Annotated in this window: 20 protein-coding genes; 9 read left to right on the forward strand and 11 right to left on the reverse strand. The window is 75.7% G+C overall.

The genetic code is table 11. The features are described 5' to 3' along the window. Positions 1–15: 15 nt before the first annotated feature. Positions 16–408: a DUF4406 domain-containing protein gene (locus tag U5M74_RS11325; RefSeq protein WP_410909057.1), complete on the forward strand. Its 393-nt coding sequence runs from the start codon at positions 16–18 to the stop codon at positions 406–408. 119 nt (positions 409–527) lie between these two features. Here U5M74_RS11325 and U5M74_RS11330 read toward each other — a convergent pair whose 3' ends face one another. Beyond that, entirely contained in the window at positions 528–2,012 is a 1,485-nt protein-coding gene (locus U5M74_RS11330; RefSeq protein ID WP_410909058.1) for an MFS transporter, read from the reverse strand. 555 nt (positions 2,013–2,567) lie between these two features. On the opposite strand from U5M74_RS11330, the gene U5M74_RS11335 reads away from it, so the two are divergent. After that, positions 2,568–2,786: a hypothetical protein gene (locus U5M74_RS11335; RefSeq protein ID WP_410909059.1), complete on the forward strand. Its 219-nt coding sequence runs from the start codon at positions 2,568–2,570 to the stop codon at positions 2,784–2,786. A 117-nt stretch (positions 2,787–2,903) separates the two neighbouring features. Here U5M74_RS11335 and U5M74_RS11340 read toward each other — a convergent pair whose 3' ends face one another. Further along, positions 2,904–3,371, reverse strand: coding sequence for an Hsp20/alpha crystallin family protein (locus U5M74_RS11340; RefSeq protein ID WP_410909060.1), 468 nt, complete (start codon positions 3,369–3,371; stop codon positions 2,904–2,906). Positions 3,372–3,533: 162 nt separating this feature from the next. Continuing rightward, positions 3,534–4,580, reverse strand: a complete 1,047-nt coding sequence (locus U5M74_RS11345) for a methylenetetrahydrofolate reductase (RefSeq protein ID WP_410909061.1) — start codon at positions 4,578–4,580, stop codon at positions 3,534–3,536. A 316-nt stretch (positions 4,581–4,896) separates the two neighbouring features. Between U5M74_RS11345 and U5M74_RS11350 the strand changes: the two genes are divergently transcribed. Next, positions 4,897–6,282 (forward strand): NYN domain-containing protein, encoded by a 1,386-nt coding sequence (locus tag U5M74_RS11350; protein ID WP_410909062.1) that lies wholly within the window; start codon positions 4,897–4,899, stop codon positions 6,280–6,282. Between the two features lie 61 nt (positions 6,283–6,343). Here the strand turns inward: U5M74_RS11350 and U5M74_RS11355 are convergent, their stop codons facing one another. From U5M74_RS11355 to U5M74_RS11365, 3 genes are read right to left on the reverse strand one after another with little or no spacing between them, the layout of a single operon-like run. Beyond that, positions 6,344–7,303, reverse strand: coding sequence for a carbohydrate ABC transporter permease (locus U5M74_RS11355; RefSeq protein WP_410909063.1), 960 nt, complete (start codon positions 7,301–7,303; stop codon positions 6,344–6,346). Position 7,304: 1 nt separating this feature from the next. Then, positions 7,305–8,246: a carbohydrate ABC transporter permease gene (locus tag U5M74_RS11360; RefSeq protein WP_410909112.1), complete on the reverse strand. Its 942-nt coding sequence runs from the start codon at positions 8,244–8,246 to the stop codon at positions 7,305–7,307. A 57-nt stretch (positions 8,247–8,303) separates the two neighbouring features. Then, positions 8,304–9,638: an extracellular solute-binding protein gene (locus U5M74_RS11365; protein ID WP_410909064.1), complete on the reverse strand. Its 1,335-nt coding sequence runs from the start codon at positions 9,636–9,638 to the stop codon at positions 8,304–8,306. Positions 9,639–9,774: 136 nt separating this feature from the next. On the opposite strand from U5M74_RS11365, the gene U5M74_RS11370 reads away from it, so the two are divergent. The 4 genes from U5M74_RS11370 (at position 9,775) to U5M74_RS11385 (ending at position 14,638) form a co-directional block, all read left to right on the forward strand. Further along, positions 9,775–10,869 carry a LacI family DNA-binding transcriptional regulator gene (locus tag U5M74_RS11370; protein WP_410909065.1) on the forward strand — a complete coding sequence of 365 codons (1,095 nt, stop codon included), beginning with the start codon at positions 9,775–9,777 and terminating at the stop codon, positions 10,867–10,869. 170 nt (positions 10,870–11,039) lie between these two features. Next, the gene (locus tag U5M74_RS11375; protein ID WP_410909066.1) at positions 11,040–13,085 is read left to right on the forward strand and encodes a glycoside hydrolase family 2 protein; all 2,046 of its coding nucleotides are present in this window, start codon (positions 11,040–11,042) and stop codon (positions 13,083–13,085) included. Positions 13,086–13,132: 47 nt separating this feature from the next. Next, positions 13,133–13,780, forward strand: a complete 648-nt coding sequence (locus U5M74_RS11380; protein WP_410909067.1) for a lysophospholipid acyltransferase family protein — start codon at positions 13,133–13,135, stop codon at positions 13,778–13,780. A 225-nt stretch (positions 13,781–14,005) separates the two neighbouring features. Further along, positions 14,006–14,638, forward strand: coding sequence for a hypothetical protein (locus U5M74_RS11385; RefSeq protein ID WP_410909068.1), 633 nt, complete (start codon positions 14,006–14,008; stop codon positions 14,636–14,638). 76 nt (positions 14,639–14,714) lie between these two features. On the opposite strand, the gene U5M74_RS11390 is transcribed toward U5M74_RS11385, so the two are convergent. From U5M74_RS11390 to U5M74_RS11405, 4 genes are all read right to left on the reverse strand, one after another. Then, positions 14,715–15,179, reverse strand: coding sequence for a hypothetical protein (locus U5M74_RS11390; RefSeq protein ID WP_069983726.1), 465 nt, complete (start codon positions 15,177–15,179; stop codon positions 14,715–14,717). 6 nt (positions 15,180–15,185) lie between these two features. Beyond that, the gene (locus U5M74_RS11395) at positions 15,186–16,292 is read right to left on the reverse strand and encodes an App1 family protein (RefSeq protein WP_410909069.1); all 1,107 of its coding nucleotides are present in this window, start codon (positions 16,290–16,292) and stop codon (positions 15,186–15,188) included. An 88-nt stretch (positions 16,293–16,380) separates the two neighbouring features. After that, the gene (locus U5M74_RS11400) at positions 16,381–16,965 is read right to left on the reverse strand and encodes a DNA-3-methyladenine glycosylase I (protein ID WP_410909113.1); all 585 of its coding nucleotides are present in this window, start codon (positions 16,963–16,965) and stop codon (positions 16,381–16,383) included. A gap of 236 nt (positions 16,966–17,201) precedes the next feature. Next, complete coding sequence (locus U5M74_RS11405) at positions 17,202–18,023, reverse strand: TetR/AcrR family transcriptional regulator (protein ID WP_410909070.1); 822 nt, start codon at positions 18,021–18,023, stop codon at positions 17,202–17,204. A 122-nt stretch (positions 18,024–18,145) separates the two neighbouring features. On the opposite strand from U5M74_RS11405, the gene U5M74_RS11410 reads away from it, so the two are divergent. Further along, positions 18,146–19,174, forward strand: coding sequence for an ATP-binding cassette domain-containing protein (locus U5M74_RS11410; protein WP_410909071.1), 1,029 nt, complete (start codon positions 18,146–18,148; stop codon positions 19,172–19,174). Beyond that, positions 19,171–20,031 (forward strand): ABC transporter permease, encoded by an 861-nt coding sequence (locus U5M74_RS11415; protein ID WP_410909072.1) that lies wholly within the window; start codon positions 19,171–19,173, stop codon positions 20,029–20,031. The genes U5M74_RS11410 and U5M74_RS11415 overlap by 4 nt, the downstream gene beginning before the upstream one ends. A 33-nt stretch (positions 20,032–20,064) precedes the next feature. On the opposite strand, the gene U5M74_RS11420 is transcribed toward U5M74_RS11415, so the two are convergent. Further along, positions 20,065–21,861: a thiamine pyrophosphate-requiring protein gene (locus tag U5M74_RS11420; RefSeq protein WP_410909073.1), complete on the reverse strand. Its 1,797-nt coding sequence runs from the start codon at positions 21,859–21,861 to the stop codon at positions 20,065–20,067. Positions 21,862–21,962: the final 101 nt, after the last annotated feature.

Consider the following 21,962-nt stretch of genomic DNA (forward strand, 5'->3'; position numbering starts at 1 on the left):
ACTACCGTGCGAAGCATGAACCCCCTGATGATCCTGATCGCAGGCCCCTACCAGTCCGGCACGAACGGCGACCCCGCCGCGATGGCGGCCAACCTCCGCCGCCTCGAGGAGGCCGCGTGGCCGATCTTCGAGCGCGGTCACGTGCCCATGATCGGCGAGTGGGTGGCGCTGCCCGTGCTGGCGAGCATGGGCGCGTCCGGGCCCACCGACCCGCGCGCCCCGGAGGTGCTCTACCCAACCGCCGAGCGGCTCCTGGAGCACTGCGACGCCGTCCTGCGCCTGCCGGGGGAGTCCCGCGGCGCCGACAACGACGTCGCGATCGCCCGCCGGCGCGGGCTGCCCGTCTACACCTCGGTCGACCAGATCCCGCGCGCGGCCGCCGCGGCCCCGGCGGAGGCGACGGCCTGACGACCTGACGGGCGCCGGTCCCACGGACGGCGAGCGCCCCGTCCGCACGGTGCGGCCGGGGCGCTCGCGATCTCGTCGCGGGCGGGGGCCCGCTGCGGATGCCGGTGGTGGTGCCGGTGTCAGCGCCGGGCGCCGGCGAGCTCACGCCCGCTCTCGGCCTGCGCGAGCTCGACGGGCACCTCGGACAGCACCTCGGTGCCGCCCACCTCGACGGCGGCCTCGGCCGCCGCGGCGAGGTCCGCGGTGCCGTCCGGCGTCGCACCGGGGGCCGCGCCGTCGGCGGCCGTGGCGGGCGCCTGCGTCTCCCGGCGCTCGGGGCGCGCGGCGCCGGCCACCGCGAGGCTGAGCACCATCGCGGCCGTGATCACCAGCAGCGCGTGGCGCGTGCCCCAGGCGTTCGCGAGCAGGCCGAGCACCGGCGGGGCGGAGAGCGATGCGATGGAGCCGAACGAGCCGACGACGGAGACGCGGGCGGCGGCCTTCGTGGGGTCGTCCGCGGCGGCGGCCGTGCCGACGGGGTAGGCGAGCGCGGCGCCCATGCCCCACAGCGCGATGCCGATCCAGGCGGTGACGATGCTGGGGCTCAGGCCGAAGGCGAGCAGGCCCACCAGGGCGGACGCGCCCGAGACCCGCAGCACGGTCACGCGGCCCAGCCGCGCGATGAGGGTGGCCCCCGCCAGGCGGACGGTCACCATGGCCAGCACGAAGGTGCCGTAGGCGGCGGCGCCGAGCGCCTCGGGGACTGCGAACCCGTCCACGACGGCGAGGTTGAGCCAGTTCGCCGCCGCGCCCTCGGAGAGCGTCGCGGCCAGCAGCACCAGGCCGATGAGCACGGTGCGGCGCTCGGTCCACGGCGCGAGGGCCGCGCCCATGCCGCGGCGGCGAGAGCCGGCGGCCGCGCCGCCGGAGCGGGTCGGGGCGTCCTGCAGCGCCGTGCCGGGCGTGATGAGCACCAGCCGCGCGGCCGTGACCAGCACGGCGACGCCCACGATGTGCACCGCCACGGGGAGCGCGAGCACCGACGTGACGGCGGCCAGCCCGGTGCCGACCGCGGCGCCCACCGACAGGGCGGCGTGCATGTGCGGCAGCACGGCCTTGCCCATCCGGCGCTCCACGCGGGTGGCCTCGAAGTTCACCGACACGTTGGTGGCCGGGGCGGTGAGGCCGTTGAGCAGCACGCCGAGCGCGAAGACCGGCACCGAGCCGACCGCCACGCCGAGCCCGATCAGCAGGAAGCCGACGAGCGCGCCGAGCATGCCGACACGCAGCGTGGCGCGGCTGCCGAGGCGCAGGATCGCGGTGCCGGTGAGGGAGATGCCGAGGAGGGAGCCCCCGGCGCCGACGACCAGCAGCATGCCGAGGTGGCCGGCGTCGACGCCGAGGCCCTCGCGGACGGACGGCAGGCGGCCCAGCCAGCTCGAGGAGATGACGCCGAAGACGGCGAACATCCCCATGAGCGACCAGCGGGCGCGCACCACCTCCGGGGCGTGCGCGGTCGGCGCGGGGCGGTGGACGGGGCGGACGCCGCGGTGCAGGCGCAGCCAGGCGCGGCCGGCGGGGCGCCGCAGACGAGGACGGTGGGAACGGGGCGTGACGACAGGCATGAAGAGGCGCAGACTCGCGAGGTCGAGATGGGGCGGACGACTTCGGGGCGCGCGAGGTGCCGCTGCGACAGGCCGTGGAGCGCGCCGGAGGCCGTGCGCGGGCACGGCGAGGCCTCCGCGATCCGGGAGGCGGATCCGGGGGCCGGGGGTTCCGGGGGCGGCTCGTGGAGCTCGGCGGCGCGGCGTGCCGCGACGGCCGGAGGCCGCTGCGACGGGGTGGGGCGCCCTGCTTCGATGAGCACCTGTCGGCGCCGGATCATCGAAACGATTTGACCCTCCGATCTTAGGTGCCCTGGGCAGCCTGGTCCAAGGCCGTTCGCGGTGACGTCGCACACGCCGGACCTGGCGATGTGCCCGTCCGGTGACCGACCGGTGGCCGCGGCGCGGCTGCTGCGTGGCTGCTCCGTGGCCGCGGCGTGCCCGCCGTGCCGGTGCCGTGCCGGTGCCGTGCCGGTGCCGTGCCGGCGGCTCTTCGGCGCTCCGCCGTGGCTCCCGCGGCGCCCGGCCGGTCGCCTGCCTTGGTGCGCGAGCCGCGGCGGCCGTAGGTTTGCCCCCATGAGCGATTTCCACGTGGCCCGTCGGGAGAAGCAGGAGCCGACCGCGGCCCTCGTCGCCCGGGTGGTGGCCGTCTTCGTGATGTTCGTCGGCGGCCTCGTGCTGATCGGCGCCGGCGCGTCCGGCGAGCGCGACTACTCCCCGATGCTGTTCGTCGCCGGCATCCTCGTGATCTCCCTGGCGTTCGGGCTACCCATGCGCAGGGCGACCGAGCGCTGACGCCCCAGCGCTGACGCCCGGGCGTCGACGCTCGGGCGAGGACACGGCGAGGGCCCGCGGCAGCGTGCCGCGGGCCCTCGCCGTGCTCGTCCGGGCGGGCGCTGTCCGCCCGGCGGCTCAGCCGGTCGTGACCTGGCGGTCCCGGTCGGCCGCCGGCTCCCCCTGGCCCGCCTCGATCGACGACGAGCGCGAGGTGTGGGCCACCTCGATCCGCCGCGGCCGCGCCTCGTCCGCCACAGGGATGGTCAGCGACAGCACGCCGTCGGCGTACGAGGCCTGGATGCGGTCGAGCGCCAGCCCGCGGCCCAGCGTCAGCTGGCGCGCGAACGTGCCCGTCGGGCGCTCCCGCACCAGCCACTGGCCCTCGCCGCTGCGGGCCGTGCGCTCGGCGCGGATCGTCAGCGTGCGGTCCTCGCACGAGACGTCGATGGTCCCCGGGTCGACTCCCGGCAGGTCGACGGCCAGCACGAAGTGGTCGCCCTCGCGGAAGAGGTCCATCGGCATGGCAGGAGCGCTGCGGTTGCCCATGGCCACCTGCGAGAAGAGGCGGTCCATCTCGGCGAACGGGTCCCAGTACGTAGCCATCGCGCATCACCTCCTCGTCGGGGGCCGCGACCTGCGGCCCCGGGCACGCGGCCCCGCGCAGCGTCTCGGCCCCGTGCCGAGCCCGCCCGCGAGGGCCGGTTGGCTACGTCTCTGTATTAGCACTCTCGACCCGAGAGTGCCAAGAGGTGTCGACGACGAGCCTCAGCTCTCGGTGGCGGTCGCGGTGACGGTGGCCGCCAGCGGCTCCACGGGCGCGGCCTCGCCCGCCGACGCGCGCCCCGCCAGCACCGGGTCGACGAGGCCCACGCCGGCCAGCAGGTCGAGCGCCGGGCGGTGCTTGTTGAATGTGTAGACGTGCAGGCCCGGCGCCCCGGCGTCGAGCACCGCCTGCGCCACCTCCGCCGACCGCGCCACGCCGTAGAGGTGCTGCGCCTCGGGGTCCTCGAGCGCCTCGAGCTTCTCGAGCAGCTCTGGGGGCGGCGCGACACCGGTGAGCTCTTCGACTCGGTGCAGCCGGCGCGGCTCGGTGGCGGGCAGCATCCCGGCCAGCACCGGGATGGTCACGCCGGCGGCACGCGCCTCGGCGACGAAGTCGACGTACGACGCCGCCTCGTAGAACAGCTGGGTGATGGCGAACGAGGCGCCGGCGCGCTCCTTGTCGAGCAGCCGGCGCACCTCCTGGGCGCGCGTCGTGCCGGCGGCCCGGTTGCCGTCGGGGAAGGTGGCGACGGCGATCGACAGCGGGTGCGCGGCGCCGCGCAGGGCGGCGCCCGGGTCGGCGGCGGCGCGGTCCGCCTCCACGTCGCGCAGCAGCCGCACCAGCTCGATGCTGCTCGTGACGCCGCCCGGCGCGGGGCGCCAGTCGGGCTGGTCGTGCGGCGGGTCGCCGCGCAGCGCCAGGAAGGCCCGCACGCCCGCGTCGAGGTAGTCGGACACCACCTGCCGCACGTCCTCGCGGGAGGCCCCCACGCAGGTGAGGTGGGCGACGGGGAGCACCGGCGTGCCCGCCAGCAGGGTCCGCAGCACGTCGCGGGCGGTGGTGCGGTCGCCGCCGCCCGCGCCGTACGTCACGGACACGAAGTCGGGGTGCACGGCCACCAGCCGGCGCGCCGCGTCCCAGAACCGCGGGGCCACCTCGGGCCGGCGGGGGGGCATGAGCTCGAAGGACAGCGTGGGCCGCGCCGGGCGGTGGGGGGCGGGCGCCGGCCGCGAGGGCACCGGCGGGGCAGGGACTGCGTCGTCGACCATCGGACACTCCGTCGCACCTGGACGCAGTCGTCGCCGTCGGGAGACCTGCGGCCTCCGCCCGGCGGGTCGCTGCGGCGTCGTCGGGCGTCCGGCGCGCTGGTGCGTGGCGCCAGGCTCCGGGCCGCCCTGATGGTGCGCCCGATCCTAGGGCCTGTCCGCGGCGGGCGCGACGGCCCGGCGCGTCGCGCCGTGGCGTCGGCTTCATCGTCGTCGGCGTCATCGTCATCGTCGTCGTCGGCGTCATCGTCGTCGTCGGCGCGGCGCCCGGCCCGCCGGTGCGCCGCGCCCGCCCGGCGCACCACGTACGGTGGCGGGCATGGACACCGAAGAGCGCCTTGCCGTCTTCATCGACTACGAGAACCTGGCGCTCGGCGCCCGCGAGCACCTGGGCGGCATGCAGTTCGACTTCAAGCCCATCGCCGACGCGCTGGCCGTGCGCGGCCGCGTGGTGGTGCGCCGCGCGTACGCCGACTGGTCGTACTTCGACGAGGACCGCCGGGCCCTGACCCGCCAGCAGGTGGAGCTCATCGAGATGCCGCAGCGCATGGGCGCCTCCCGCAAGAACGCCGCGGACATCAAGATGGTGGTCGACACCATCGAGATGGCCTTCGAGCGCGACTACATCTCCACGTTCGTCATGTGCACGGGCGACTCCGACTTCTCGCCGCTCGTCCACAAGCTGCGCGAGCTCAACAAGCGCGTCATCGGCGTCGGCGTCGAGAAGTCGACGTCGCGCCTGCTCCCGCCGGCGTGCGACGAGTTCCTCTTCTACGACCGCCTCGAGGGCGTCGACGTGCCCGACGCCGACGAGGCGCCGCGCCCGTCGCGCGCGAGCGCGGGCGGGCGCCGCCGCCGGCCCGCGAAGGCCGAGGCTCCGGCCGCCGAGCAGCCCGCCGCCGCGTCCGCCGGGGCGCAGGCCGAGCAGCCGGCCGAGGAGGCGCCGTCGGGCCGCCGCCGCGGCCGGGGCCGCGCCAAGGCGGAGCCCGCGCCGGAGGAGACGACGGCGACGCGGCGCGGCCGCGCCACGGCGGCCGTGGACGCGGCGCTCGCCGGCGAGGTCGCTGCCGAGCCCGCTCCGGCGGAGGCTCCCGCGCCGACGCCGGAGCCGGAGCCCGCGGTGGAGCCGGCCGTCGGGACGCTCGACGAGCTCGCCGCCGTGCCGGACGGCGCCGGGGGCGGCGCTGGGACGGGGGTCGAGGACGGCGCCGAGGAGCCCGCCGAGGACGGCGAGGAGGTGCCGATGGAGGTGCAGGTCGCCCGCACGCTCGCGGACCTGCAGGCCTCCACCAGCGGCGCCGTCACCGCGTCGATGCTCAAGCGCACCCTGCTGCGCCGCGACCCCACCTTCAGCGAGGCCGACTACGGGTTCCGCACGTTCGGCGAGTTCGTGCGGTTCCTCGCCGATCGCGGGTTCGTCGAGCTCGCGCCCGGCCCGGCCAACGGCGACCCCGAGGTGTCGCTGCCCGAGCAGGGCGACACCGACCAGGCGTTCCGGCTGGTGCGGTCCGTGGTCGAGGAGGCCGGCGGCCCCGTCGCGCTCTCCGGGCTGAAGAACCGCCTGCGCAAGCGCCGCCCGGACTTCTCGGAGAAGGCACTCGGCTACCGCGGGTTCCTGCAGTTCTGCAAGGCCGCCGCCGCCTCCGGCGCCGTCGCCCTCGAGTGGGACGACGACGCCGAGGACTACCTGGTCGCCGCGGGCTGAGCCCGCCGGGCCCGGCCGCCTCGGCGGCCGGGCCCGGGGCGTCAGCGCACCGGCGGCCGGCTCACTGGCCGCCCATGCCCGTGGTGGCCACGCCCTGCACGATGCGGCGCTGGAAGATCATGAAGATGATCAGCAGCGGCAGCGCGCCGAGGATCGCCGAGGCCATCGTCTGGGCGTACTGCACGCCGTAGGCGCTCTTCACCGTGGCCAGGCCCACCGGCAGCGTCATCAGCGCCGGGTCGTTGGTGACGATGAAGGGCCACAGGAAGTTGTTCCACGCGCCGATGAACACGAAGATCGCCACGGCCACGAGGATGCTGCGCGACAGCGGCATGACGATCCGCCAGAACAGCCGCCACGCCCCGGCGCCGTCGATCCGGGCGGCGTCGAGCAGCTCCTCGGGTATGGCGTCGAAGAAGCGCTTGAGGATGAACACCATCACCGGGGCCACGACCTGGGGCAGGATCACCGCCGCGAGCGTGTCCACCAGCCCGAAGGACTGCATCTGCTGGAACAGCGGCACGATGAGGATCTGCGGCGGCACGAGGATCGACGCGACCGTCAGGGCCATCAGCACCTTGCGCCCGCGGAACAGGGTCCGGGAGAAGGCGTAGGCCGCCATGGCGGAGATGACCACGGTGACGGCGGTGACCAGGACCGCCACGATCGTCGTGTTGAGCGTCCAGCGCAGCACGTCGCCGCGGGAGAGCACCTCCGCGTAGGACTCCAGCGTCCAGCCCGACGGCGGCAGCCACGTGGCGCTCGAGGCCGCGTCGGTCTCGGTCTTGAACGAGGTCGCGATGCCCCAGGCGAGCGGCAGCAGCCACGCGGCGGCCAGCAGCACGAGCAGGGCGACGATCAGGACGCGGGGCCACCGGGCGGTGCCGAGCGTCAGGCGCGTCATCGTGCGGTTGTCCGCGGCCCGGGCGACACGCGCGGCCCGCCGCGCGCCCCGGCGTCCCGGCGCGGCCGCGGCGCCCGCGGCGACGGGGACCGGGCGGGTCACGTCGGTGATGGCCATGTCAGCTCTCCTTCCGCGACGGCCGCAGCCGCACGAGCGTCAGCACGAGGATCACGGCGAAGAAGACGTAGGAGATCGCCGAGGCGTACCCGAGCCGGTAGTTGGTGAATCCGGTGTCGTAGATGTACTCGAGGATCGAGCGCGTCGAGCCGTTGGGCCCGCCGGCGGTCAGCAGGTAGATCTGGTCGAACACCTTGAGGGACGCCAGCACCTGCAGCACCAGCACGACGCCGGTGACGTTGCCGAGCTGGGGCAGCGTGATGGAGAACAGCCGGCGCCAGGAGCCCGCGCCGTCGATGGTCGCCGCCTCGTAGAGCGTGCCGGGGATCGACTGCAGCGCGGCGAGGTAGAGCAGGAAGTTGAAGCCCACCGTCCACCACACCGTCACGAGGGCGACCGACAGCATGGCCACCCCCTCCTCGGACAGCCAGCCCACCGGCGCCAGGCCGAGGTTGCCGAGCCAGGTGTTGAACAGGCCGATGTCCGGCTGGAACAGCCACAGGAACAGGGCCGTGACGACGGCGACGGGCAGCAGGTAGGACGCGAAGAACGCCGTGCGCCACAGCCACTGCCCGGGCAGTCCCGTGTGCACCAGCAGGGCCATGACCAGGCCGATGAGCACCAGCGGGACGGTCGAGACCAGCGTGAACAGGAACGTCTGCCACAGGGTCTGCCACACCTGGCCGTCGGTGAACGCCTCGGCGTAGTTGGCCAGGCCGACGAACGCGCCGCCCGACCCGGTCAGGCTGCGGTCGGTGAGGCTCATCCACAGCCCCGAGACGATGGGCCACGCCAGGAACAGGCCGGCGAAGACCAGGAACGGCAGCACGAACAGGTAGCCGGACCGGTCGCGCGCCCGCAGGCCCGAGCGGGTGGTCCCGGCCCGCGCGCCGGCGGCCGGTCGCGACCGGACCGGGCGGGCGTCGTCGACGGCGCTCGTCATGGACATCGTCGTCCTCCTTCGCTCCCCGGCGGCGCCGGGTCGCACGGTCGTCCCCGCTCAGGCGGGGTTGGGGGTGGACAGGAAGCGGTTCATCTCGCGCAGCATCTGCTGCACGGCGCTCGTGGCCTCGGCGCGGCCCTGCAGCGCGGGGGTCATGGCGTCGCACATGCGGGCCTGGAAGTCGCCGCCGGCGCCGGCGAACCACACCGGCGGGTCGAGGACGACGATCTCGCCGGCCTCGGCGTAGCTCTTCTGGGGGCTCAGCTCCTGGTACCCCGGCTCCGACAGGACGGGCTGGTAGGCGGGGATGTGCCCCGCGCCGGCCCACTCGAGGCTGCCCTCGCGCAGGATGTGCGCCAGCACGCGGTAGGTCGCGTCCCGCCGCTCCGGGTCGGGGTAGGCCTGGCGCGGCAGCACGAACGCGTGGGAGTCGGCGTAGTTGGCGGGGGTGCCCAGGATCGTCGGGAACGGCATGGCGCCGACCTCGGGGATCGCGTCCTGGAAGGCGGGCAGCTCCCACTCGCCGGACAGGATCATGCCGCTGCGCCCGGTCACGAAGCTGGCGATGGCGCCGGGGTAGTCCTGGCTGCGCGGCGCGACGGTGCCGTCGAGGATCGCCTGCATCACCTCGACGGTCTCGACGGCCTTCTGCTCGTCGAGCTGGGCACTGCGCCCGGGAACGAGCTCGTAGCCGGCGCCGGTCTGGGCGTACAGGCCCCAGAACAGCCGCCACGCCTGGGCGGTGTCGAGCACGTAGCCGAAGGCCAGGCCGGTCTCGCCCGTCACCTCCGCCATGGCCTTGCCGGCCGCGAGCAGCTCGTCGACGGAGCCGGGGGCGCGCATCAGCCCGTCGGGCCCGGCCAGCCCCGCGTCCGCCACCACCTGCGGGTCGTAGAACGTGATGAACGGGTGGGTGTCCATCGGCAGGGCGTACAGCTCGCCCTCGTAGGACGCCCGCTCCCACACGGCGGGGGCGAAGCTGTCCTGGGTGATGCCGAGGTCGGCGAGCACGTCCATGTCGAACGGCTCGAGCAGCCCGCCGGGGGCGTAGCCGGCCAGGCGCGACAGGTGCGTGACGGCGGCCTCGGGCGGGCGCCCGCCCGACGACGCCATGGCCAGCTTGGTGTAGTACGCCGACCCCCACGCCAGCGTGACTGACTCGATCGCCACGTCGGGGTTCGCCTGCATGGCCGCGGCCTGCATGTTCTGCATCCGCTCGCCGTCGGCGCCGGAGAACAGGTCCCAGATGCGGACCTGCGTGCGCCTGCCGGCGGCCGCGTCGGTGGAACAGCCGGCCGCCGCGCCGAGCGCGACCGCGCCTGCGCCGACGAGGGCGCTGCGCAGGAGGGTCCGGCGGCTCATCTGCGGCCCGGGCCCGGTGAGCAAGGTCATCGTCGACCTCCGTTGGGAGTGGTGCAACGTTGCGTTCTAACGTTGAATCACGATGGACTACCGGACGGCCGTCGTCAAGCGGGGCGCCCGAGAGAGCGGGGCGGCCCCGGACGGCCGGCGAGGAAGAGGTGGAGCGGTGAGCGGTGCGGACGCGCCCGGGACGGCGGGCGCGGAGGGGCCGGCGCCGGAGCCCGGCGTGCCGGCGAGGGCGCCCGGGCTCAAGGACGTCGCCGCCGAGGCCGGCGTCTCGTGGAAGACGGTCTCGAACGTCGTCAACGGCACGGGCCGGGTCGGCGACGCCACGCGCCGCCGGGTCGAGGAGGCGATCGAGCGGCTCGGCTACCGGCCGAGCCTCGCCGGCCGCCAGCTGCGGCGCGGCCGGACCCACATCCTCGCGCTGGCGGTCCCGGAGATCGACCACCCGTACTTCTCCTGGCTCGCGCACGCCACGATCAGCGCCGCCCGTGCCCGCGGCTACCGGGTGCTCATCGACGAGACGGGCGGCGACCGCGCCACCGAGATCACCGTGGCGCGCGGCTACGACGAGCGGCTCATCGACGGGATCCTGTTCTCGCCGCTCGAGCTCAGCCTGTCCGAGGCCGACGCGCTGCGCGGCCGCACGCCCATGGTGCTGCTCGGCGAGCGGTCGGTGGGGACGGGGGGCGCCGGGGTGCGCACCGAGCACGTGAGCATCGACAACGTGCGCGCCGCCCGGGAGGCGGTGGCCCACCTCGTGGGCACCGGGCGCCGGCGCATCGCCTTCGTGGGCGTCGAGCCCGACGCCCCGGAGCGCTCCGGCGTGCTGCGCCTGCGCGGCTACCGGGAGGAGCTGCGGGCGCAGGGCCTGCCGGTGGACCCCGCCTGGGAGCTGCCCGTCTCGGCGTACACCCGGGCGGAGGGCTCCCGGGTGGTGGGCTCCGTCCTGGCCCGCATCGACCACGTCGACGGGCTGCTGTGCGCCAACGACCAGCTCGCGCTGGGCGCCATGCACGCGCTGCGCCGCAACGGCGTGCGGGTGCCGGCCGACGTCGCCGTCGTCGGCTGGGACAACATCGAGGACGGCCGGTACGCCAACCCCACCCTGACCACCGTGGCGCCGGACGTCGAGGGGATCGCCGCGCGCGCCGTGGCCGCCGTGGTCGACCAGGTCGAGGGGCGCGCCGGCGAGCCCGCCGACGTCGTCGTGCCGCACCGGCTGCTGGTGCGGGAGAGCACCGCCGTCGACGGCTGAGCGGGCCCGGGCGGCGTGCCCGCGGCGCTCCCGCCCGTGCCGCACGCGTGGTTCAACGTTGCAATCTTCGGCGGTGGATGCTTCGATCGAGGAGCCACGACCGACCGACGGACGACGCCGCGGCCGCGACCAGCGCCCGGGCGACGTGACGAAGCAACGGAGCTGCCCCCATGACTCGACCGGACCTGCTCGACCCGCCGAGCGCCCCGACGCCCACCGCCGTCCCTCGCCCGGAGTACCCGCGGCCGCAGATGGTGCGCGAGCGCTGGCTCAACCTCAACGGCACCTGGCAGTTCGAGGTCGACCAGGGCGACTCGGGCCTGGAGCGCGGGCTGGTCGAGCGCCCGCTGACCGCCGAGATCACGGTGCCGTTCGCGCCGGAGTCGCAGCTGTCGGGCGTCGGGAACACCGACTTCCTCGAGGCCGTCTGGTACCGGCGCGAGGTCACCGTGCCCGCCGACTGGGCCGCCGTCGGCGACGACGTGCACGTGCTGCTGCACCTGGGCGCCGTCGACCACGACGCGACGGTGTGGGTCGACGGCGTCGAGGTCGCCCGCCACCGCGGCGGGTTCACGCCCTTCACGGCCGACCTGCACGGCCTGGCCGCCCCCGGCGACACCGTCACCGTCGTCGTGCGGGCCCGCGACCCGCGCGAGGCCCTGCAGGCCCGCGGCAAGCAGGCCACCTGGTACGCCAACACGCACTGCAACTACACCCGCACCACCGGCATCTGGCAGACGGTGTGGCTGGAGCCCGTGCCGGCGGTGCACCTGCGCCGCCCGCAGATCACGCCGCAGCTGGCCGCCGGCGCGCTCGACGTCGTCGTGCCGCTGTCCGCCAACCGGCCCGGCTGGACCGTCCGGGCCGTCGTGTCCGACGACGACGGCGAGGCCGCCGCGGCCGAGGCGCGCGCCGACCTCGACCTCGCGCCGTCGCTGCGCGTCGTGCTGCCCGGCGACCGGCAGCGCCTCTGGTCGCCCGCGGACCCGTTCCTCTACGACGTCGTGGTCGAGCTGCGCGACGCCGACGGCGCGGTCGTGGACACCGTCCGGTCGTACGCGGGACTGCGCTCGGTCGCGGTCGACGGCACGTCGTTCCTGCTCAACGGCGAGCCGGTGTTCCAGCGCCTGGTGCTCGACCAGGGCTACTGGCCCGAGTCGCTGATGACGGCGCCCGACGACGCGGCGCTGGTGCGCGACATCGAGCTGGGCCTGGCCGCAGGGTTCAACGGGGCGCGCCTGCACCAGAAGGTGTTCGAGGAGCGCTACCTGTACCACTCCGACCGCCTCGGCTACCTCGTGTGGGGCGAGTTCGGCGACTGGGGCGTCAGCGGCCAGGGCGGCCCGGGGCACAACCAGAAGCCGACGGCGTCGTTCGTCACGCAGTGGCTCGAGGTGCTCGAGCGCGACCGGTCGCACCCGTCGATCGTCGGCTGGTGCCCGCTCAACGAGACCCACCAGGACTGGCACGACCGGATCACGGTGCTCGACGACGTCACGCGCGGGATGTTCCTGGCCACCAAGCAGGCCGACCCGTCCCGGCCGGTGGTCGACGCCAGCGGCTACGCCCACCGCGTCGCCGAGACCGACGTGTGGGACTCCCACCTGTACGAGCAGGACCCGCAGACGTTCGCCCTCATGGTGGGCGGCCTCGCCGACGGCCTGCCGTACGAGAACACCCGCGAGGACGGCACGCGGATGTCCCTGCCGTACCGCGGCCAGCCGTACTTCGTCAGCGAGTACGGCGGCATCTGGTGGAACCCGGAGGCCGCGGAGGCGGCCGGCGACGACGAGGCCGAGTCGTGGGGCTACGGGCAGCGCGTGGCCGACGAGGAGGAGTTCCACCGGCGCTTCGCCGGGCTGACGGACGCCCTGCTCGACGACCCGCTGATGTTCGGCTACTGCTACACGCAGCTCACCGACGTGTTCCAGGAGCAGAACGGGATCTACCGGTTCGACCGGTCCGAGAAGCTCGACGTCGCCCGCGTGCGCGCCGTGCAGGAGCGGGCCGCCGCGTTCGAGAAGGCCGGCCGGGTGGCCGGCGCCGGGCCGCGCCCGGTCGCTCCCGCCCCGGCCGCCGACGGCGGTGCGGACGGCGGTGCGGATGCCTCCGGCGGGTCTCCGGGCGCCCAGGTGGCCGGCGTCGAGGACGGCGGGCGGCAGGACGACGCGGGCGCCGCGCCGACCGCGGCGCCCGGTGCCGGCGAGGGGCGCTGACCGGCGTCGACGTTCCCTGCGGAGGGCGGTCGGTGCACAATGAGCCGGTGACCTACCGTCTTCTCCGCCTGCTGCTGTCGCTCGTGGCGTACGTGCTGCTGCGGCCGCAGGTGACCGGCCTGCACAACGTCCCGCGGCGCGGACCGGTGATCCTGGCGAGCAACCACCTGTCGTTCATCGACTCGCTGATCATCCCGCTGGTGGTGCCGCGGCACGTCACGTTCATCGCCAAGGCGGAGTACTTCACGGGCACGGGGATCAAGGGCCGCGTCTCCCGCTGGTTCTTCACCACGATGGGCAACATCCCCGTCGACCGGCAGGACCCGCGCGCCGGGCAGCGCTCCCTCGAGGACGCGCTGGTGGTGCTGCGCCGCGGGGGCGCGTTCGGGATCTACCCCGAGGGCACCCGCTCGCGCGACGGCAAGCTGCACCCCGGCCACACGGGGGTGGCCTGGCTGGCGCTGGCCGGCCAGGCGCCCGTCGTGCCGGTGGCGCTGCGGGGCACGGACAAGGTGCAGCCGGTCGGCAAGCGGCTGCCGCGGCCCTACCGGGGCGTGCAGGTGCACTTCGGCGCACCGATCGACCCGTCGCGCCAGCTCACCACGGGCGCCCGCCCGGCGCAGGTGCGCCGCGAGCTCACCGACCAGGTCATGGCCTCGATCCACCGCATGAGCGGCCAGGAGCTCTCGGTCTGACCCGCGTCCCCCCCGGCTGTCCCCCGCGGTTGTCAGTACCAGCGCACGCTTCGGCCTGCGCTGGTGCTGACAGCCCGCCGGCCCTCCGGGGTTGTCAGAACGAGGGCGGGCTATGGCGTGCGCTGGTTCTGACAACCCAGGGCTCCTGGGTTGTCAGAACGAGGGTGCGGTAGGGCGCACCGAGGGCCTGACACGGGGTCGGTGCCGGTCCGTAGGCTGGCCCGCATGAGCACCCGACGCAGCACCGAGGCGGTCGGCGAGGACAGCGTCGTCGCCGCGACCGGCCGCCCCCGGCCCGAGTGGTTCGCCCTCCTCGACGACGCCGGCGCGACCGGCTGGCCGCACCCGCAGATCGCCGCCTGGCTCGTGGACACCCACGGCGTCGACGGGTGGTGGGCACAGTCCGTCACCGTGGCGTACGAGCAGGAGCGCGGGCTGCGGGCCCCCGGCCAGCGCCGGGGCGGGCACTTCGAGGCCGCGCCGTCCAAGACGCTGCCGGGCACCGTCAAGGACTGGTACCCGCTGCTGGCCGACGCCGGCGCCCGGGCGCGCTGGCTGGACCCGGCGCTGCCGGAGATGTCGGCGGGGGAGCGGTCCGAGGTGGCGGGCGGCGTCGACGGCCGCTCCGTCCGGATCGCCTGGCCGGTCGGCGCGGTCGGCGCGCCCGCCGAGAAGCCCGGCAGCGTGGTCCTCGACTTCTACCAGCCCCGCGACGCCGCCGGCGAGCCCACCGGCCGCGTGCGGCTCTCCGCGACCCACCGGGGCATCCCGACGGCCGAGGACGCCGCGACTCTCAAGCAGTTCTGGCGGGCGCGGCTGGCGGACCTCGCCGCCCTCGGACCGGCGCAGCGGGACTGACGGCCGGTCGCCGGCGCAGGGGACTGACGGCCGGTCGCCGGCGCAGCGCGACCGACGGCCTGTCGCCGGCGCCCGGTCAGGCGTCGATCTGCACGCTGTCCTGGATCTCCCGGATCGCGGCGAGCGTCTTCGCCGCCTGCGGGCCGCCGCACGTGCCCGTGACCTGCACGAGGTCGGCGACGCCGTCGTGCTCGACGACGGCCAGGTGCACCGCCTGCGTGACCGCGCCGGCCCGCGGGTCGGTCCACGAGGCCTCGATCCGCTGTCCGACCAGCCCGGACACCTTCACCTCGGTGCGCTCGAGCGTCGCGCCGGGCAGCGCGCTGAAGCGCGAGATCGACTCGTCGGTGGCGCCCTCGAGGGACTGGCCGGGCAGGAGCCGCGAGAACACGACCACGACGTTGGCGACGAGGCCGCCGGTGGGTCGCGCGACGGCGAGCTGGGCCCCGGGCACGGGCTGGGGCACCCAGCCCTGCGGGCACTCGAGCGTCACGCCGGGGAACGCGGGGAAGCTGTCGCTGGGGTAGCTGAAGGTGCTCATCGCGGCTCATTCTCCCCGAGGGGGAGCGGTGAGCACGCCCGGCACCTCGGCGGCGAGGCGCCGGGCGAGGACCGCCCCGTCGGGCGCGACCACGGTGGGCACGCCGGCGGCGTGCGGCAGGTGCTCGGGCGGGGCGGCGGTGCGGCTGCCCGCGGGCCCCGACCCGACGGCGAGCACCCGCTGGGCCGGGGTCAGGGTGCGGATCGCCACCGCGGCCACGCGGCCGGGCCAGCGCTCGGTGGCCCGCGCGTAGATGTCCGGGTCGTGCTGGCCGTCGTCGCCGACCAGCAGCCACGTGACGCTCGGGAACGTGGCCATGAGCCGGTCGATCTCGGTGTCCTTGTGGTCGCGCCCGCTGCGGAACCAGCCGGTCTGCGTCGGGCCGAAGTCGGTGAGCATGAGCGGGCCCGGGGGGAACCCGTGGCGGGCCAGGAACCGGCGCAGCGTGCCCGCGGTGTTCCACGCGCCGGTCGAGACGTAGACGAACGGGGCCTCGGGGTGCGCGGCGGCCACCTGCGCGTACAGCCGCGACATGCCGTGCACCGGGGTGCGCGCCGCCGTGGGGCGCACGAAGGAGTTCCACGCCGCGAGCAGCAGCCGCGGCACCATCGTCACCATCGTGGTGTCGTCGATGTCGCTGATCACCCCGAGCGTCGGCGCGTCGTCCACCACGCGCAGCGCCGCCGTCGTCACCGGCGCCGCCGGGCCGCCCTGCACCGGGGCGAGCTCCGCCCGCTGCCAGCCCGCCGGCAGCGGGCGCCCGGGCGGCAGGTCGACCTCGACGTCGACGTAGCCGGCCCGGTCGGCGTCGACGGCGACCTGCACGCCCTCGACCGTCACGAGGATCCGCTCCTTGGGCGCCGGCACCGCCAGGTAGGCGCGGAACCCGCGCCGGTCCGGCTCCGGCCCGGGGCGCGGGGCCCGCCGCGGTGCCAGCACGACCCGAGCGAGCACGCGGACCCGCTCGGGCGTCCCGTACCCGGTGTAGGCCTCCACGCGCGGCGTCCAGCCGAAGGTGCGGCGCAGGAACGGGCCGAGGACGTTCAGGACGGTGTCCTCGACGACGGCGGTCAAGTGCGGCCGCTGGGTGGGGCGGCGCGTGCTGCGTGCCATGGGACCACCTTCGCACCGCTGCGTCGTCGTCGCTGGTCAGGCGTGCACACCGGCGGCAGGTGCCGACCTGGCCGTGCGGCGCGTGCGGTCAGGACCGCGCGAGCACCACGGGGCACGTCGCCAGGTGGTCGTCGACGAGGCCGCACGCCTGCATCGCCGCGTACGCCGTCGTCGGGCCGAAGAACCGGAAGCCGCGCTTCTTCAGCGCCTTGGCCATCGCGGCGGACTCGGGCGTCGTCGCCGGCACCTCGCCCGGCCCCGGGTTCGCCGCGCGGGGCGGCGGGGCGAAGGACCAGAACACCTCGTCGAGCGTCGTGCCCTCCGCGTGCAGCGCCACGACGGCGCGGGCGTTGGCGATCGTCGCCTCGATCTTGGCGCGGTTGCGGATGATCCGGGCGTCGCCCATCAGGCGCTCGACGTCGGCCTCCGTCATCGCCGCGACGCGCTCGGGGTCGAAGCCGTGGAACAGCTCCCGGAACGCCGGGCGCTTGCGCAGCACCGTGATCCAGGCCAGCCCCGACTGGAAGCCCTCGAGCGCGATCCGCTCGAGCAGCGCCGCCTCGCCGTGCACCGGCCGGCCCCACTCGGTGTCGTGGTACGCCTCGTAGAGCGGGTCACCGTCGCCGAAGCACCGCGCCGGCGCGCTCTCGGCGCCCCCCTCCGGCGCGGGCATGTCGGCGGCGGCGCCCGCCGGTGCGCCGTCCGCGTGCGCGGCGCCGTCGGTGGCCGCGTCGTTCGTCGTCGTCATGCCCTCAGCCTGCCGCCGCCCGCCGACACAGCGGTACCCGGCACCCCCGCCTGGGGACGGCAGCCGCCGGGGTGCCGGTGGGCGCACGCTCGCCGCCCCGGCGCGGCGCTGCGCCGGCACCACCGCGCCGGCACCACCGGGTCGGCCACGGTCCGCCAGGGTCAGGCCCGCCCGGCCCCGCGTCGCGCGACCCACGCCTCGATGCCGTCGAGGATCACGTCGATGCCGAACGCGACGTCGTCGTCGGTGCCCCGGCCGCCCTCGGGCTCGGGGTCCCAGGCGGCCAGCGCCCCGGCGAGGTTGGGGTACTCCGCGGGCGACGCGAGGCGCGTGAGGATCAGCTCGAAGTCGGCGTACGGGTTCGCCGCCTCGAGGGCGGCGGGGTCGAGCTCGGACTCGGGGACGTCCGCGCCCAGCCCGGCCGCACGCCGCACCCGCTCGGCCGCCGCGCGCCGGCTCTCGACCTGGACGCGCGTCTCGCCGAGCACGTGCTGGGCCAGCAGCCCGGTGATCGCCAGCTTCTCGTCGGCGGGCAGGGTCAGGTCCCGCATCGCGTAGAACGCGGCGTCGATCCAGGCCGTGCGCTGCGGGCCGGGCGTCACGCTGCTGAGCGGCAGGTCGAGGTACCAGGGGCGCGAGACGGTGAGCTCGATCTGGCTGCGGGTCCACAGCTCGAGCCCGTCGCGCCAGCCGAGGTCCGCGGGGATGTCCGGGGGGCCGGGGACGGCGTCGGACATGAGCACGAGCAGCTCGTCCTTGCCGGAGACGTGCCGGTACAGGGCCATCGGCGTGAAGCCGAGGGACTCGGCCACGCGGGCCATGGAGACGGCGGCGAGGCCCTCCGCGTCGGCGAGCTCGACGGCGGCCTGCACGATCCGGTCGACGCTCAGGGCCGGCTTGGGGCCGCGGCGTCCCGCGGGCTGCCGGCGCCACAGCCGCTGCAGCTCCGGCGGGACGACGGCCTCGGTTCCGGCTTCGCTCATGCCGCCCATCCTGCCCGCTCCGCGCCGCACCCTTGACGCACCTGCAAACTGTCTCTACCGTAAACATGGTAATGCTCATAAACAGTTTAGTACCGCAACATCGACGCGAACCGGGAGCCACCATGACCGACGTGCTCGTCCTGGCGGAGGGGCTGCGCAAGGACTTCGGTCCCCCGCGCCGCCGCGTCCGCGTGCTCGACGGCGTCGACCTCGCGCTGCACCGCGGCGAGGTCCTCGCCCTCCTGGGGCCCAACGGCGCCGGCAAGACCACCACGGTGCGGATCCTCACCACGCTGCTGCGCCCCGACGGCGGCCGGGCCACCGTCGCCGGCCACGACGTCGTGCGCGACGCAGCCCGCGTGCGCTCGGTCATCAGCCTCACGGGGCAGCAGGTGGCGCTCGACCTCAAGCAGACCGCCCGGGAGAACCTCACGATGATGGGCCGGCTGGCCCACCTACCCCGGCGCGTCGTGCGCGACCGCGTCGACGGGCTGCTCGACGCGTTCGACCTCACCGGCGTCGCCGACCGCCTCGCCGCCGCCTGCTCCGGGGGGACGCGCCGTCGCCTCGACCTCGCCGCCGGGCTGCTCACCCGGCCGCAGGTGCTGTTCCTGGACGAGCCCACCACCGGGCTCGACCCGCGCTCGCGCCAGGCCGTGTGGGAGACGGTGCGCGACGTCGTCGCCGCGGGCACCAGCCTGTTCCTCACCACCCAGTACCTCGAGGAGGCCGACCGCCTCGCCGACCGGGTCGCGCTCGTCGACGGCGGCCGGGTGGCCGCCGAGGGCACACCGGCGCAGCTGAAGCGCCAGGTGGGGGAGGCGAGCGTCGAGCTCGACCTCGCCACGACGGCCGACGCCGCCCGCGTGCGCGCGGCGCTCGGGCTGCCGGCGGCCGAGGGCGCGCAGGTGCTCGCGCCCACCGACGGCTCGCTCGGCCACGCCCGCGGGGTGCTCGACGTCGTCGCGGCCACCGGCGTCGTGCCCACCGCGTGGACCGTGCGCCAGCCCACGCTCGACGACGCGTTCCTGGCCCTCACCGGCCACCACACGAGCCGGGCGGGCCAGGCGGCCGGCCCGCCCACCGACCAGCCCACCGACCGGCCCACCGACCAGCCCACCGACCAGCCCGCGAAGGAGGTGGCGGCATGACCGCCCTCGCCCCGTCCCCCGCGTCGCCGCCGGCGGCGCACCGCACCGGCGGCGTGCGCGCCGCCGGCCCGGCCTCTGCGCTGGGCCGCGTCGGCGACGCGCTCGCCGACGCCGTCACGATGTCCGGGCGCGCGCTGCGGCTCGCGCGCCGCGACGTCGACTCGATCATCACGGCCGCCGTCCTGCCCGTGGTGATCCTGCTGCTGTTCACGTACGTGTTCGGCGGCGCGATGGACGTGGGCGGCGGCTCCTACGTCACCTACGCGACGCCGGGCATCATCCTGCTGTGCGCGGGGTTCGGCGCCGCGAGCACCGCCATGGCCGTCGAGCACGACATGTCCGGCGGCATGGTGGACCGGCTGCGCTCCATGCCGATGGCCCCGTGGACGCTGCTCACCGGGCACGTGGCGGCCAGCCTGGTGAAGAACCTGGTCACCGCCGCCATCGTCTTCGGCGTGGCGGTGGCCGTCGGCTTCCGGCCCGACGCCTCGCTGCTCGGCTGGCTCGGCGCCGTCGGGCTCCTGCTGCTGTTCGTCCACGCGATCAGCTGGGCCGCGGCCTTCGTCGGCGTGCTGGTGCGCTCGCCCGACGCCGCGAGCGGCTTCACGTTCTTCGTCATGTTCCTGCCGTACGTCTCCAGCGCCTTCGTGCCCGTGGACACCATGCCGACGTGGCTGCGCGGCTTCGCCGAGCACCAGCCGGTCACGCCGGTCATCGAGACGGTGCGCTCGCTGCTGGTCGGTGCGGCGCCCGGGGCCGACGTCGGCGCGACGGCGCTGCTGGCCGTGGCGTGGTGCGCCGGCCTCGCGCTCGTGTTCGCCGTCGCCGCGGCGTGGGGGTTCCGCCGGCGGCGGTGACCGGCACCGCGTGCGGCGCCGGCCCCGCGCGGCTCAGCCCTCGGCGGCCCCCTCGTGGCCGCGCTGCTCGTCCAGGAGGCCGGCGGCGGCGTCGCCGTCGGCCTCCTGCGCCAGGCCCTGGCGCATCTGGTCGACCTTCGCCTCCGGCACGCGCGGCGCGAGCAGCGGCGTGTCACGGTCGACGACGGCCTCGACCACCACCGGCCGGTCGGCCGCGAGCGCCTCGCGCCAGGCGTCGGCGACCTGCTCCGGCCGCTCGACGCGGATCCCGCGCAGGCCGAGCAGCTCGGCGTACCCGGCGTAGGGGAAGTCCGGCACGTGCTGGGAGGTGGCGAAGCGCGGGTCGCCCTCCATCTCCCGCTGCTCCCACGACACCTCGGCGAGGTCGCGGTTGTTCAGCACGAGCACCACGAACCGCGGGTCGGCCCAGTCGCGCCACCGGGCGGCCACGGTGACCAGCTCGTTGATGCCGTTCATCTGCATGGCGCCGTCGCCCGCGAGCGCCACGACGGGCCGGTCGGGGTGCAGCAGCTTCGCGGCCAGCCCGTACGGCATCGCGGAGCCCATCGACGCGAGCGTGCTGCTCAGGTGGGCCGGCACCCCGGCCGGCAGGCGCAGGAACCGGGCGTACCAGTAGGTCACCGAGCCGACGTCGACGGCCACCTGGGCGTCCGCCGGCAGGTGGGCGGACAGCTCGTGCACCACGAGCTGCGGGTTGAGCGCCGCGGTGCGCTGCTCGCCCCGCCGGGCGGCGACGTCCTGCCACCCGCGCACGAAGCCCTCCACCTCCCCGCGCCAGCCGGCCCGCTCGGGCAGCAGCGGCAGCAGCGCCTCGAGCGTCTCGGCGGCGTCCCCGACGAGCGGCGCCTCGACCGGGTACTTCGCCCCGACGTTGCGGCCGGTCAGGTCGACCTGCACCGCGCGGGCCCGGCCGGGGGCGGGGTAGAACTCGGTCCACGGGTCGTTGCTGCCGACGATCAGCAGGGTGTCGCACCCGGCCATGAGGTCGGCCGACGCCGTGGTGCCCAGGTGCCCCATGACCCCGCAGTGGTACGGCAGCGACTCGTCGAGCAGCGGCTTGCCCAGCAGCGACGTCGTCACGCCGGCGCCGAGGCGCTCGACGACGGCGCGCACCTGCTCCGTCGCGCCGCGGGCGCCCTGGCCGACCAGCACGGCGACGCGCTCGCCCGCGGTAAGCACGTCGGCGGCGCGCCGCAGGTCGTCGTCGTGCGGCACGACCCGCGGGCGGGCGACGGCCGTGGAGGACACGACGACCCCGTGCTCCTGGCCGAGCTCGGGCAGGTCGGCCTTCTGCACGTCGTGCGGCACGATCACGCACACCGGGCTGGAGGCGGCCCGCGCGGTGCGGAAGGCGTCGTCGAGCACGTGCGGGAGCTGCTCCGGCGCCATGACGGTCTGCACGTACTGGGCGCACACGTCCTTGAACAGCGTGTGCAGGTCCACCTCCTGCAGGTAGCCCGAGCCCAGCGCCGTCGTCACCACCTGCCCGACGATCGCCACGACCGGCCGGCGGTCGAGCTTGGCGTCGTACAGGCCGTTGAGCAGGTGGATCGCGCCCGGGCCCTGGGTGGCCAGGCAGACTCCCACCGTGCCGGAGTACTTGGCGTGGCCGGTGGCCATGAACGCCGCCATCTCCTCGTGGCGGGCGGTGACCAGCTCGACGTCGTCCTCGCGCCGCCGCAGCGCCGCCAGCAGCGGGTCGATGCCGTCGCCCGCGTAGCCGAAGACGCGCTCGACGCCCCAGTCGACGAGGCGCCCGACGATCCCGTCCGCGACCGTGCCGGCGCCGGTCTGCTCGCTGCTGCTCATGGCCCTCCCTCGGTGGGTCCCCTCCGTGCGGCGCGCCCCGCCGGCGCGCCGTCCCCGGCCATGCTGCGAGCGCCCCGGCCCGCAGGCACCCGGGCGGGCCC

This window comes from Puerhibacterium sp. TATVAM-FAB25 (genome assembly GCF_046535855.1).
Lineage (GTDB): Bacteria > Actinomycetota > Actinomycetes > Actinomycetales > Cellulomonadaceae > Puerhibacterium > Puerhibacterium variabilis_A.